Annotated in this window: 4 protein-coding genes; all 4 read left to right on the top strand. The window is 31.7% G+C overall.

Translation table 11 applies throughout. The features are described 5' to 3' along the window. The first annotated feature begins 29 nt into the window (after positions 1–29). The 4 genes from NST35_RS05155 (at position 30) to NST35_RS05170 (ending at position 15,770) form a co-directional block, all read left to right on the top strand. The gene (locus NST35_RS05155; RefSeq protein ID WP_002457852.1) at positions 30–1,244 is read left to right on the top strand and encodes an MDR family MFS transporter; all 1,215 of its coding nucleotides are present in this window, start codon (positions 30–32) and stop codon (positions 1,242–1,244) included. Positions 1,245–1,532: 288 nt separating this feature from the next. After that, complete coding sequence (leuS, locus tag NST35_RS05160) at positions 1,533–3,950, top strand: leucine--tRNA ligase (protein ID WP_100198937.1); 2,418 nt, start codon at positions 1,533–1,535, stop codon at positions 3,948–3,950. 25 nt (positions 3,951–3,975) lie between these two features. Continuing rightward, positions 3,976–4,287, top strand: coding sequence for a rhodanese-like domain-containing protein (locus tag NST35_RS05165; RefSeq protein WP_001830891.1), 312 nt, complete (start codon positions 3,976–3,978; stop codon positions 4,285–4,287). Between the two features lie 404 nt (positions 4,288–4,691). Continuing rightward, positions 4,692–15,770 carry a SasC/FmtB family protein gene (locus tag NST35_RS05170; RefSeq protein ID WP_340747271.1) on the top strand — a complete coding sequence of 3,693 codons (11,079 nt, stop codon included), beginning with the start codon at positions 4,692–4,694 and terminating at the stop codon, positions 15,768–15,770. Positions 15,771–16,250: the final 480 nt, after the last annotated feature.

Here is a 16,250-nt window from a genome sequence, read left to right on the forward strand (position 1 = left end):
AGAAAAATATAAAGAGAGGGACTCATGATATGAATATACCTAAATCAGTTTGGTGGCTAGTTATAGGTATGGCACTTAATATAACTGGCGCCAGTTTTTTGTGGCCTTTAAATACAATTTTCATGAAGGAAGAACTTCATAAGAGTTTAACAGTTGCAGGTATCGTTTTGATGATTAATTCATTTGGAATGGTTGTAGGTAATTTGTTAGGTGGTTCTTTGTTTGATAAACTTGGCGGTTACAAAACGATTTTAATAGGTACATTTACTTGTTTATGTAGTACAACATTACTCAATTTGTTTCATGGCTGGCCTTGGTACGCAATTTGGTTAGTACTACTTGGATTTGGTGGCGGAATGATAGTTCCTGCTATTTATGCGATGGCAGGTGCCGTTTGGCCTAATGGAGGGAGACAAACTTTTAATGCTATATACTTAGCACAAAATATAGGAGTTGCTTTAGGTGCGGCATTAGGAGGTTTTGTGGCTGAATTTAGTTTCAATTATATTTTTATGGCAAATCTCATTATGTATGTACTTTTTGCCATCGTGGCGATTACACAGTTTAATTTAGAGATTAATGCTAAATTTAAACCACAAGATTCGATAGATTTAAAAAGCAAAGAAAATAAAAAACGATTTACTGCTATGATGCTAGTATGTGCAATGTTTGCAATTTGTTGGATTGCATATATTCAATGGGAAACAACGATAGCTTCATTCACTCAATCAATTAATATTTCAATGTCTCAATATAGTGTATTATGGACAATCAATGGAATAATGATTTTAGTAGCTCAACCGTTAATAAGACCAATTATCATCTTATTAAAAGGTAATTTAAAGCATCAGATGTTTGTAGGTATTTTTATTTTTATGAGTTCTTTCCTAGTAACGAGTTTTGCAAATCACTTTGCTATATTTGTAGTTGGCATGGTCATTTTAACATTTGGAGAAATGTTTGTTTGGCCTGCAGTACCAACTATAGCAAATCAACTTGCACCAGTTGGAAAGCAAGGGCAATACCAAGGATTTGTTAATTCAGCATCTACAGTGGGAAAAGCATTTGGACCTTTTATTGGCGGTATACTTGTAGATACATTTAATATGAGTATGATGTTTATTGGGATGATTATATTATTAAGTTTTGCACTGTTATTTTTAAGTTTCTATGATAAAGTGTTGCCTAAGAATCTTAAAAATCAACATCAATCAAGAGGACGACGAAATCAGAATGGTGTTTAATAATGTAATGATGTTTAATTAACTACTTGCATTCATTGACCATATACAATAATATTAAACACGTATAGTATTAAGCATTTAGAGGCTTTTCTACAGAGAGCTAGTGTTGGTGAGAACTAGTGTTAAGGACTAAATGACTTATTAACATAAACGACATTTAATTAGACATCTCTTACTATTAAAATGAAGTGCGCTAATTGTTAGCGAATAAGGGTGGTAACGCGGCACAGGTCGTCCCTTTCAAATCATTAATAGTAGGGATGTCTTTTTTATGAATTAGGAGGAAATGTGTTGAATTATAATCATAAGGAAATTGAAAAGAAGTGGCAGAATTACTGGGAAGAAAATAAGACCTTTAAAACGAATGACAATTTAGGACAAAAGAAATTTTATGCATTAGACATGTTTCCTTATCCATCTGGTGCTGGTTTACACGTAGGTCACCCAGAAGGATATACGGCAACAGATATCATCTCACGATATAAAAGAATGCAAGGTTACAATGTATTACATCCTATGGGATGGGACGCTTTTGGTTTACCGGCAGAACAGTATGCTTTAGATACCGGTAATGATCCTCGTGAATTTACACAGAAGAATATTCAAACTTTCAAAAGACAAATTCAAGAATTAGGATTTAGTTATGATTGGGATAGAGAAGTGAATACTACAGATCCTGAATATTATAAATGGACGCAGTGGATATTTATTCAGCTTTATAATAAAGGTTTAGCTTATGTTGATGAAGTTGCTGTCAATTGGTGTCCTGCATTAGGTACTGTTTTGTCGAATGAAGAGGTTGTCGATGGGGTATCAGAACGTGGTGGTCATCCTGTTTACCGTAAGCCTATGAAACAATGGGTGCTCAAAATTACAGAATATGCTGATAGATTACTAGAAGATTTAGATGAGTTAGATTGGCCTGAATCAATTAAAGACATGCAACGAAACTGGATTGGACGTTCAGAAGGTGCCAAAGTAACATTTAAAATTGAGCAATCTGACCAAAATATTGAAGTGTTTACGACACGACCAGATACAATCTATGGTACTTCTTTCTTAGTTTTAAGCCCAGAACACCCACTTGTGAATGAAATTACGACAAGTGATAAAGAACAAGAAGTCAAATTGTATCAAAATGAAGCATCAAAAAAATCTGATTTAGAACGTACAGACTTAGCTAAAGAAAAAACAGGTGTGTTTACTGGAGCGTTTGCAATCAATCCGCTCTCTGGCGATAAATTACCTATTTGGATAGCAGATTATGTTTTATCAACTTACGGTACTGGTGCAGTAATGGCTGTGCCTGGACATGATGAGCGAGATCATGAATTTGCTACGAAGTTTAATTTACCAATTATCGAAGTTATAGAGGGTGGCGAAGTTCAAAAAAATGCATACACAGGTGAAGGAAAACACATTAATTCTGGAGAATTAGACGGTCTAGAAAATGAAGCGGCAATAAGTAAAGCGATAGAATTGCTTGAATCTAAAGGTGCTGGTGAGAAAAAAGTCAATTATAAATTACGTGATTGGTTATTTAGTAGGCAACGTTATTGGGGAGAACCAATTCCTATTATACACTGGGAAGATGGATCAATGACTACAGTTCCTGAAGATGAATTGCCTTTATTACTTCCAGAAACAGATGAAATTAAGCCATCAGGTACCGGTGAATCTCCACTTGCAAATATAGATGCGTTCGTAAACGTTATCGATGAAAAGACAGGTATGAAGGGGCGCCGAGAAACCAATACAATGCCTCAATGGGCTGGCAGTTGCTGGTACTATTTACGTTACATTGATCCACATAACGAAAAAATGATAGCGGATCCTGAAAAATTAAAACATTGGCTACCTGTTGATTTATATATTGGAGGCGTGGAACATGCAGTACTTCACTTATTATATGCAAGATTCTGGCATAAAGTGTTATATGACTTAGGTGTTGTACCGACAAAAGAACCATTCCAAAAACTATACAACCAGGGAATGATTTTAGGCGAAGGCAATGAAAAAATGAGTAAGTCTAAAGGTAATGTGATTAATCCAGATGATATTGTTGCATCACATGGTGCTGATACATTACGACTATATGAAATGTTTATGGGACCTTTAGATGCTGCGATCGCATGGAGTGAAAAAGGTTTGGATGGTTCTAGAAGATTCTTAGATCGCGTTTGGAGACTTATCATTACTGATGAAAATTCAATCAATAAAAAAATTGTAGATTCTAACGATCATTCACTTGATAAAGTATACAATCAAACTGTGAAAAAAGTAACAGAAGATTTTGATACACTAAGTTTTAATACTGCAATCAGTCAATTAATGGTGTTTATTAATGAGTGTTATAAAACAAATGAAGTTTACAAACCTTATATCGAAGGGTTTGTAAAAATGTTAGCGCCTATTGCACCACATATTGGTGAAGAATTATGGGATCGATTAGGGCATGAAAATACCATTACTTATCAACCATGGCCAACATTTGATGAAAGCTTATTAGTAGATGATGAAGTTGAAATCGTAGTTCAAGTCAATGGTAAAGTTAGAGCAAAAATCAATATACCAAAAGATTTATCTAAAGAAGAAATGCAAAACTTAGCCTTGTCTAACGATAATGTTAAAATGAGTATTGAAGGTAAAGAAGTTAAAAAAGTTATTGCTGTACCTCAAAAGCTAGTTAATATAGTTGCTAAATAATATTTTTCTAAAGGAGTGCTATTAAATGGAGTCAATAACAGTAGATGAATTAAAGAAAAAAATATTAGATTCAAATCCAGTTAACATTGTAGATGTTCGCACGAACGAAGAAACTGAAATGGGTGTTATTCCTGGAGCAAAAACAATTCCTATGGATGAAATTCCTGATAATTTGAAAGAATTCAATAAAAATGACACATATTATATTGTATGTGCAGCGGGATCACGCAGTGCTAAAGTAGTTTCATATTTAGAAGAACAAGGTGTTCATGCTGTAAACGTCGAAGGTGGAATGAATGCTTGGGGCGATGAAGGTACTGTAATTGATAATATTTAAAGAACTTCGAAGTTGTAGATAACGATATTCTAAGTTAAAAATTAATACAAATGAGTTTATAATTTATTCTAGGAATTTCTGGAATTAGAATGTAAATCACAAATATGGTCACTGAGTACGATTAAGATTTTGATTTGAAATCTTAGTCGTACTTTTTTTGATATAAAAATCATTAAATAATTCAATGTAGATCTCAAAAAACAAATTCCGATATCAATTAAAAATATATTAAGATAAATTTTTATACTACTAGATTTAGAATAATATAGATGATAAAATTAAAAAGACTTTAAATAGTTGTGTTTAATTAAATGAGCGATATTGGGAAGAGTCATTACTTTAAATATTTTTCAAAGTTCATTAGACATACATCATAAAGAATTTACAACTAGGAGGCCAATTTAATGAATCTATTTAGAAAACAGAAATTTAGTATTAGAAAATTTAATATAGGTATTTTTTCAGCATTAATAGCTACAGTCGCATTTTTAGCTCATCCGGGACAAGCAACAGCTTCAGAACTGGAACCTTCTCAAAATAATGACACTACAGCTCAATCTGATGGAGGGTTAGAAAACACATTTCAGTCTAATCCTATAAGTGATGAAACAACAAATACATTATCTGAGCAAACAGTACCTTCATCTACTGAAAATAAGCAAACACAAAATGATCCTCATCATAATAATCAACCTATTGCAATAAATGCTGAAGAAGCTGAATCTGCTCAAACACCACCTTATACCAATATCTATGAAAACAATGATACGAGTGACAACGGGTTACATGTTAATCAGCCGGTTAAACATCATATTGAAGCCCAATCTGAAGATGTAACAAATCATACGAACTCAAATCATTCAAATTCATCGATTCCGGAAAATAAAGCTACAACAGAATCATCAAGTAAACCTAAAAAGAGAGGGAAAAGATCATTAGATACAAATAGCGGAAATGACGCTACAAGTACAACTCAAAATACGGATCCAAATATAAGTAATACAGGTCCAAATAGCGTTAACACTGTAATTACATTTGATGATTTAGGAATTAAGACAAGTACAAATCGCTCTCGACCTGAGGTAAAGCTAGTTGATAGTCTAAATGGTTTTACAATGGTTAATGGGGGTAAGGTTGGTTTATTAAATAGTGTGTTAGAACGTACAAGTGTGTTTGATAGTGCCGATCCGAAAAATTATCAAGCAGTAGATAATGTCGTAGCCTTAGGACGTATTAAAGGAAATGATCCGAATGATCATGATGGTTTCAACGGTATAGAAAAAGAATTTTCAGTAAATCCTAATTCTGAGATAATATTTTCATTTAATACAATGACTGCTAAAAACAGAAAAGGTGGAACTCAATTAGTTTTAAGAAATGCAGAAAATAATCAAGAAATTGCTTCAACTGATATTCAAGGAGGCGGCGTATATCGTTTATTCAAGTTACCTGATAACGTACATAGGCTAAAAGTTCAATTTCTACCTATGAACGAAATACACTCAGATTTTAAAAGAATTCAACAGCTACATGATGGGTATAGATACTATTCTTTTATAGATACAATTGGTGTTAATTCTGGTTCACATCTATATGTGAAATCAAGACAAGTTAACAAAAATGTAAAGAATGGAAAAGAATTTGAAGTTAATACTCGTATAGAGAATAATGGTAACTTCGCTGCTGCTATAGGTCAAAATGAACTTACTTATAAAGTCACACTACCAGACAATTTCGAATACGTTGATAATTCAACTGAAGTTTCATTTGTTAACGGGAATGTGCCAAATTCTACAGTAAATCCGTTTTCAGTTAATTTCGATAGACAAAATCATACTTTAACATTTTCTAGTAATGGTTTAAATTTAGGAAGAAGTGCTCAGGATGTTGCTAGATTCTTGCCCAATAAAATACTAAATATTAGATACAAGCTTAGACCTGTCAACATCTCAACGCCACGTGAAGTGACTTTCAATGAAGCAATTAAATATAAGACATTTTCTGAATATTACATCAACACTAATGACAATACTGTTACTGGTGAACAAACACCTTTCAGTATTAATGTCATCATGAATAAAGACGATTTATCAGAACAGGTCAATAAAGATATCATCCCATCGAACTATACACTTGCTTCTTATAATAAATATAATAAGTTGAAAGAACGTGCTCAGACTGTTCTGGATGAAGAAACAAACAATACACCTTTTAACCAAAGATACTCTCAAACTCAAATTGATGATTTATTACACGAATTACAAACAACACTAATAAGTCGTGTGAGTGCTTCGAGAGAAATTAATGATAAAGCTCAAGAAATGACTGATGGTGTATATGATAGTACAGAATTAACTACTGAAGAAAAAGATACATTAGTTGATCAAATTGAAAATCATAAAAATGAAATTTCTAATAACATTGATGATGAACTTACAGATGATGGTGTTGAAAGAGTTAAAGAGGCTGGATTACACACTCTAGAAAGTGATACTCCACATCCAGTAACTAAACCAAATGCTCGACAAGTTGTGAATAACAAAGCGGAACAACAAAAGACGCTTATACGTAACAATCATGAGGCAACGACTGAGGAACAAAATGAAGCGATTAGTCAAGTTGAGGCACATTCATCTGATGCTATCGCCAAAATAGGTGAGGCAGAAACAGATACCACTGTGAATGAAGCAAGAGATAATGGTACGAGATTAATAGCTACAGATATTCCAAATCCAACTAAAAAAGCAGAAGCTAGAGAGGCAGTTACCAACAGTGCAAATTCAAAAATTAAGGATATCAACAATAATACACAAGCTACATTAGACGAAAAAAATGATGCTATCACACTTGTTAATAGATCAAAAGATGAAGCGATTCAAAATATTAACACTGCACAAGGTAATGATGATGTCACTGAAGCACAAAACAATGGAACGAATACGATACAACAAGTACCATTAACTCCAGTGAAAAGACAAAATGCAATAGCAACTATCAATGCTAAAGCGGATGAACAAAAACGTTTAATTCAAGCGAACAATAATGCAACGACTGAAGAAAAGGCAGATGCAGAGCGTAAAGTTAATGAAGCATTATTAACTGCAACTCAAAATATTAGCAATGCACTTACTAATAGAGATGTTGATCAAGCACAAACAACGGGAAGTGGTATCATATCCACAATAAGTCCTGCAACGAAGATTAAAGAGGATGCACGTGCAGCAGTTGAAGCTAAAGCTATTGCACAAAATCAACAAATTAATTCAAATAATATGGCAACAACTGAAGAAAAGCAGGATGCATTAAATCAAGTAGAAGCACATAAGCAAGCTACAATAGAAAATATCAATCAAGCTCAGTCAACTCAACAAGTTTCTGAAGCTAAGAATAATGGCATAACTACTATTAATCAAGATCAACCTAATGCAGTTAAGAAAAATAATACAAAAACATTATTAGAACAAAAAGGAAACGAGAAAAAGTCAGCAATAGCTCAAACACCTGATGCTACGACTGAAGAGAAACAAGAAGCTGTCAGTGTTGTTTCGCAAGCTGTTATCAATGGCAATAATCATATCAACCAAGCAAATTCTAATGATGATGTAGATCAAGCACTTAGTAATGCAGAACAAATTATTACTCATACTGATGTTAATGTTCAAAAAAAACCTCAAGCTAGACAAGCACTGATTGCTAAAGTAAATGAAAAGCAGAGTGCGATTAATACTGATAATGAAGGCACTATAGAAGAAAAACAAAAAGCAATTCAAAGTTTGAATGATGCTAAAAATTCAGCTGATGAACAAATTACACAGGCTGCTTCTAATCAAAATGTTGATAACGCCTTAAATATAGGTATAAGTAATATCAGTAAAATTCAGACTAATTTCACTAAAAAGCAACAAGCTAGAGATCAAGTAAATCAAAAGTTTCAAGAAAAAGAAGCTGAATTAAATTCAACTCCTCATGCAACTCAAGATGAAAAACAAGATGCGTTAACTAGATTAACACAAGTAAAAGAAAGTACACTCAATGACATAAATCAAGCACAAACAAATCAAAATGTTGATACAGCACTTACTAATGGAATTCAAAATATTCAAAATATACAAGTGGATGTTAGGAAAAAACAAGAAGCCAGAACTACGATTAATGATATTGTTCAACAACATAAACAAACTATACAAAATAATGATGATGCTACAACTGAAGAGAAGGAAGTCGCAAATAATTTAGTTAATGTATCACAGCAAAATGTAATTAGTAAGATTGATAATGCTACAACCAATAACCAAATTGATGGTATTGTGAGTGATGGTAGACAAACCATAAATGCAATTACACCTGATACATCAATTAAAAGAAATGCAAAAAATGATATTGATGGTAAAGCAGCTGATAGGAAAATAAAAATTCAAAGAATAAATGATGCTACAGCTGAGGAAATTCAAGAAGCGAATCGTAAAATTGAAGAAGCTAAAATTGAAGCAAAAGATAATATTCAACACAGTAGCACTAGAGACCAAGTAAATGAAGCGAAAACTAATGGAATAAATAAAATAGAAAATATAACTCCAGCAACTACTGTGAAATCTGAAGCTAGACAAGCAGTACAGAATAAAGCAAATGAACAGATTAATCATATTCAAAACACGCCTGATGCTACTAATGAAGAAAAACAAGAGGCAATAAACAGAGTAAATGCTGAATTAGCAAGAGTTCAAGCACAAATAAATGCGGAACATACAACCCAAGGTGTCAAAAATATCAAAGACGATGCGATAACTTCTTTATCTCGAATTAATGCGCAAGTTGTTGAGAAAGAGTCGGCAAGAAATGCAATCGAACAAAAGTCAACACAACAAACGCAATTCATTAATGATAATGAAAATGCTACAGATGAAGAAAAAGAGGTCGCCAACAATTTAGTTATAGCTAGAAAACAAAATGCGTTAGATAATATTAACTCTTTATCTTCTAATAGTGATATAGAAAATGCTAAAGTAACAGGAATAAATGAAATAGCTAAAGTTTTACCAGCAACCACTGTTAAGTCTAAAGCAAAAAAAGACATTGATCAAAAACTCGCGCAACAGATTAATCAAATTCAAACACATCAAACTGCTACAATTGAGGAAAAAGAAGCGGCTATTCAATTGGCAAATCAAAAAGCAAATGAAGCAAGAACAGCAATTCAAAATGAACATAATAACAATGGTGTCGCACAAGCTAAATCTAACGGCATTCATGAAATTGAAATAGTTACGCCAGATGCGCACAAAAAATCTGATGCTAAACAAAGTATCAATGATAAATATAATGAGCAAAGCAATACTATCAACACTACACCAGATGCAACAGATGAAGAAAAGCAAAAAGCATTAGATAAATTAAAAATAGCTAAAGATATAGGAGACAGGAAAGTTGATCAAGCGCAAACAAACCAACAAGTATCTGATGCAAAAACTGAGGCTATAGATACGATAACTAATATTCAAGCAAATGTTGCAAAAAAACCATCCGCGCGAGTGGAATTAGATTCAAAGTTTGAAGATTTAAAGCGTCAAATCAATGCAACGCCCGATGCTACAGAAGAAGAAAAACAAGATGCAATTCAAAGATTGAATGTTAAAAGAGAAGAAGTTAAGAATCTAATAAATCAAGACAGACGTGACAATGACGTTGAACAGCACAAAAATACTGGACTTCAAGAATTAGAAACGATTCATGCTAATCCAACTAGAAAATCTGACGCGCTTCAAGAATTACAAACTAAATTTATTTCACAAACAGAGTTAATTAATAATAATAAAGATGCAACTAATGAAGAAAAAGATGAAGCTAAACGACTTCTGGAGATTAGTAAAAATAAAACTATAACAAATATCAATCAAGCGCAAACTAATAATCAAGTTGATAATGCTAAAGATAACGGCATGAATGAGATTGCTACCATAATACCAGCAACAACAATTAAAACAGATGCTAAAACGGCGATTGATAAAAAAGCTGAGCAACAAGTTACAATCATCAATGGTAATAATGATGCAACAGATGAAGAAAAAGAAGAGGCTAGAAAGCTGGTTGAAAAAGCGAAAACTGAAGTCAAATCTAATATTATAAATAGTGATACTGAAAGGGAAGTCAATAGTGCTAAAACTAATGGGTTAGAAAAAATAAACAATATTCAACCATCAACTCAAACTAAAACAAATGCTAAACAAGAAATAAATGACAAAGCTCAAGAACAATTGATCCAAATTAACAACACGCCTGATGCAACCGAAGAAGAAAAGCAAGAGGCAACAAATAGAGTCAATGCCGGATTAGCACAAGCAATACAAAATATTAATAATGCACATAGTACTCAAGAAGTAAATGAATCTAAAACACATAGTATTGCTACAATCAAGAGTATACTACCCAATGTGATCAAAAAACCGACTGCTATAAATGATTTGACTCAAGAAGCTAATAACCAAAAGACGTTAATAGGTAATGATGGTAATGCTACTGATGATGAAAAAGAGGCTGCAAAACAATTAGTGACCCAAAAATTAAATGAAGAAATTCAAAAAATTCATGAAAGTACACAAGATAATCAAGTTGATAATGTAAAAGCACAAGCTATTACTGCAATTAAATTGATTAATGCAAATGCACATAAAAGACAAGATGCCATCAATATTTTGACTAATCTAGCTGAAAGTAAAAAATCAGATATAAGAGCCAATCAAGATGCAACTACTGAAGAAAAAAATACGGCAATACAATCTATAGATGATACGTTAGCACAAGCACGTAACAATATTAATGGTGCAAATACAAATGCGTTAGTGGATGAGAATTTAGAAGATGGTAAGCAAAAGTTACAACGTATTGAGTTGTCTACCCAAACTAAAACACAAGCTAAAGCAGATATTGCCCAAGCAATAGGTCAACAAAGATCGACAATAGATCAGAATCAAAATGCTACAACTGAAGAAAAACAAGAAGCACTTGAGAGACTTAATCATGATACAAATGGAGTCAATGATAGAATACAAGCAGCTTTAGCAAATCAAAATGTTACAGACGAAAAAAATAATATATTAGAAACAATAAGAAATGTTGAACCTATTGTAGTTGTAAAACCTAAGTCTAATGAAAATATTAGAAAAAAAGCTGCGGAACAAACGACTTTAATAAATCAAAATCAAGATGCGACACTAGAAGAAAAACAAATAGCACTTGGCAAATTAGAAGAAGTAAAGAATGAAGCGTTAAATCAAGTATCACAGGCACACTCAAATAATGATGTGAAAATTGCGGAAAATAATGGAATTGCTAAAATTTCTGAGGTTCATCCTGAGACTAATATTAAACGTAATGCTAAACAAGAGATTGAACAAGTTGCGCAAAGTCAAATTGATACTATCAATACAAATAATAAATCAACTAATGAAGAAAAATCAGCCGCTATAGATAGAGTTAATGTAGCTAAAATTGATGCTATTAACAGTATTACTAATGCTACAACTACACAATTAGTTAATGATGCTAAAAATAGTGGTAACACGAGTATTACCCAAATATTACCAAGTACAGCAGTCAAAACTAATGCATTAGTAGCTCTAGCTACCGAAGCTAAAAATAAAAACGCTATAATAGATCAAACGCCAAATGCAACAGCAGAAGAAAAAGAAGAAGCAAATAATAAAGTTGATGGTCTTCAAGAAGAATCAGATGCTAATATCCTGAAAGCGCAAACTACTGAGGAAGTAAATAATATTAAAAATCAAGCTGTTCAAAATATTAACGCTGTTCAAGTTGAAGTTATCAAGAAACAAAACGTTAAAAACCAATTGAATCAATTCATTGATAATCAAAAGAAAATTATTGAAAATACGCCTGATGCAACACTTGAAGAAAAATCTGAAGCTAATAGATTGCTTCAAAATGTACTAACGTCCGCATCAGATGAAATTGCTAATGTAGATCATAACAACGAGGTTGATCAAGCTTTAGATAAAGCAAGACCTAAAATTGAGGCAATTGTACCACAAGTTAGTAAGAAACGAGATGCTTTAAATGCAATCCAAGAAGCATTTAATTCACAAACTCAAGAAATACAAGAGAACCAAGAAGCTACGAATGAAGAAAAAACTGAAGCATTAAATAAAATAAACCAATTACTTAATCAGGCTAAAGTAAATATTGATCAAGCACAGTCAAATAAAGATGTAGATAATGCGAAAACACGTAGTATTCAAGATATAGAGCAAATTCAACCACATCCACAAACAAAAGCAACCGGGCGTCACAGATTAAATGAAAAAGCTAACCAACAACAAAGTACTATTGCAACTCATCCTAATTCAACAATTGAAGAAAGACAGGAAGCAAGTACAAAACTACAAGAAGTCCTTAAAAAAGCTATAGCTAAAATAGATAAAGGTCAAACTAATGATGATGTAGAAAAGACTGTAGTAAACGGAATAGCTGAAATTGAAAATATATTACCTGCTACTACAGTTAAAGATAAAGCTAAAGCTGATGTAAATGCTGAAAAAGAGCAGAAAAACATACAAATTAATAGTAATGATGAAGCAACGACTGAAGAAAAATTAGTTGCTAGTGACAATTTAAATCACGTTGTCGAGACAACAAATCAAGCTATTGAGGATGCGCCAGATACCAACCAAGTGAATGTAGAAAAGAACAAAGGTATAGGTACAATTAGAGATATTCAACCACTTGTAGTTAAAAAACCTACTGCCAAATCTAAAATTGAAAGCGCAGTAGAAAAAAAGAAAACTGAAATTAATCAAACACAAAATGCAACTCATGATGAAGTAAGAGAGGGTTTAAATCAGTTAAATCAAATTCATGAAAAAGCCAAAAATGATGTAAATCAATCTCAAACTAATCAGCAAGTTGAAAATGCTGAGCAAAATAGTTTAGATCAAATCAATAACTTCAGACCAGATTTTAGTAAAAAACGTAATGCAGTAGTTGAAATTGTTAAAGCGCAACAAAACAAAATTGATGAAATAGAGCAAGAATTTAGTGCTACACAAGAGGAAAAAGACAATGCGTTACAACATTTAGATGAACAGGTTAAAGAAATCATTAATTCTATAAATCAAGCTAATACAGATAATGAAGTAGATAATGCTAAAACTTCTGGGTTGAATAACATAACTGAATACAGACTAGAATATAATAAAAAGAAAAATGCTATATTAAAATTATATGATGTTTCAGATACTCAAGAAGCTATAATTAATGGTTATCCTGATGCAACTGAAGATGAACTTCAAGAAGCTAATAGTAAGTTAAATAAAATACTTTTAGATGCAAAAAAACAAATTGGTCTTGCACACACAAATAATGAAGTTGATGATATTTATAATGAAGTTTCCCAAAAAATGAAAACTATTTTACCACGTGTAGATACAAAAGCGGTAGCACGTTCTGTACTTAATGCACTTGCTAAACAATTGATTAAAACTTTTGAAAATACTCCAGATGTTACTCATGAGGAACGTAATGATGCGATTAATCATGTAAAAGAACAATTATCATTAGTATTCAATGCCATTGAAAAAGACCGAAAAGATATACAAGTTGCGCAAGATGAATTATTTGGATTAAATGAATTAAATAGTATATTTATCAACATAACTCAAAAGCCTACTGCCAGAAAAGCAATTAGTGATAAGGCGAGTCAATTAAACAAGTCTATCAATAATACGCCATATGCTACAGAAGAAGAACGACAAATTGCACTGAATAAAGTTAAGGCGATTGTTGATGATGCAAAGGAAAAAATACGAGAAGCTAACACTGATAGCGAAGTACTTGGAACAAAATCAAACACAATAACATTGTTACAAGCAATCAGTGCAGATGTACAAGTTAAACCACAAGCATTTGAAGAAATCAATGCACAAGCTGAAATTCAAAGAGAACGTATTAATGGAAATAGTGATGCGACAAGAGAAGAAAAAGAAGAAGCTTTAAAACAAGTTGATACATTAGTAAATCATTCATTTATTACAATTAATAATGTTAATAAAAATCAAGAAGTTTATGATACTAAAAACAAAACGATTGAAGCTATTCATAAAATCAAACCAATATCAACTATCAAACCACAAGCATTAAATGAAATCACTATTCAATTAGACGCTCAACGTGATTTAATAAAGAATAATAAAGAGTCTACAGTTGAAGAAAAAGCCTCGGCTATCGATAAATTAATTAAATATGCAGCAAGAATAGCCGAAGCAATAGATAAAGCTCAAACAAATGAAGAAGTTAAAGATATTAAAAAACAAAGTATTGATGAAATTTCTAAAATACTACCTGTTATTGAAATTAAATCGGCTGCAAGAAATGAAATTCATCAAAAAGCAGAAGTTATTCGTGGATTAATTAATGATAATGAAGAAGCGACTAAAGAAGAAAAAAATGTAGCATTAAATCAATTAGACACAACTCTAACACAAGCAAATCTTTCAATTGACCAAGCATTAACTAATGAAGCTGTTAATAGAGCTAAAGAAATAGCAACTTCTGAAATTAATAAAATTTCTGTCATTGCCATTAAAAAGCCTGAAGCTATAGCAGAAATTCAAAAACTAGCAGATAAAAAATTAAATAAATTTAAACAAAATCAAGAAGCTACTATTGAAGAAAAGCAATCAGCTGTCAATGAATTAGAACAAGCTTTAAAATCAGCAATTAATCATATTCATCAATCTCAAAATAATGAATCAGTGAGCGCTGCATTAAAAGAAAGTATATCTTTAATAGACTCGATTGAAATTCAAGCACATAAAAAATTAGAAGCTAAAGCATACATTGATGGATATAGTGACGATAGAATTAATGACATATCTTCTAGAGCGACTAACGAAGAAAAACAAATATTTGTAAGTAAACTTAAAGCTTTAATCAATCGTGCACATAAACAGATTGACGAAGCTGAAACAATTGTGTCAGTTGATACAATTGTCCGAAACTTTAAAGTTGAAGTGGATAAATTAAACTCAATTGTACGTAAAAAAGCTAAAGCATTGAAGGAAATTAAATTAGAAGCAGATCATGTAAAGCAAATGATAAATGCAAATCTAAGTGCTAGTACTAGAGTGAAACAAAATGCTCATACATTGATAAATGAAATTGTTAGTAACGCTTTAAGTCAACTTAATAAAGTAACCACAAATAAAGAAGTTGATGAAATAGTTAACGAGACGATTGAAAAACTTAAGTCAATACAATTAAGAGAAGATAAAATATTGAGTAGTCAAGGCTCAACAACATCTATGACAGAAAAATCTAATCAATGTTATAGTTCCGAGAATAATACAATTAAATCTCTACCAGAGACAGGAAATGTTGATAAATCAGTACCATTAGCTGGAGTTACTTTAATATCTGGTTTAGCAATCATGTCCTCACGCAAAAAGAAAAAAGATAAAAAAGTGATTGACTAATATTATAAATTTATAAACCACAGAATCGGAGATATCAATTAATAAACTCCCTTCAAAGTAGACATTAATACAATGAAAACTTTGAAGGGAGTATTTTTAGCTATTCAACATAAAATCGTCGCTAATCTATTATTAAACGTCTTTTAAGGATAGCAAAATGTAAATTCTTTTCAATACTATTAAGGTAGTTATTAATATTAACCATCTATATGTGAAATATAATATGGAGTTTAACACCTTTATCACATTCTAATAACAATCGTTATTCAAAGAACAACAAATTAATAATTGTAAATGAATATTTGAATTCAGATATAGCAATTAAATATTTCTAATAAAATATAAAACATATAAGCTATTAAATAATAAAAATCTAGCATATCATTTTACTTATATTTGTGGTAGTTATCTTGTGAAAATATTAAGAAATACATTTTATGAATTAGTGTATGTACAATCTAGACGTGTCTAATATAAAAA

This window comes from Staphylococcus sp. FSL W8-0304 (assembly GCF_038006565.1).
GTDB lineage: Bacteria > Bacillota > Bacilli > Staphylococcales > Staphylococcaceae > Staphylococcus > Staphylococcus epidermidis.

Coding starts and splice junctions, on each gene's coding strand:
- NST35_RS05155 (WP_002457852.1), top strand. CDS start 30: ATGAATATACCTAAATCAGTTTGGTGGCTAGTTATAGGTATGGCACTT.
- NST35_RS05165 (WP_001830891.1), top strand. CDS start 3,976: ATGGAGTCAATAACAGTAGATGAATTAAAGAAAAAAATATTAGATTCA.
- NST35_RS05170 (WP_340747271.1), top strand. CDS start 4,692: ATGAATCTATTTAGAAAACAGAAATTTAGTATTAGAAAATTTAATATA.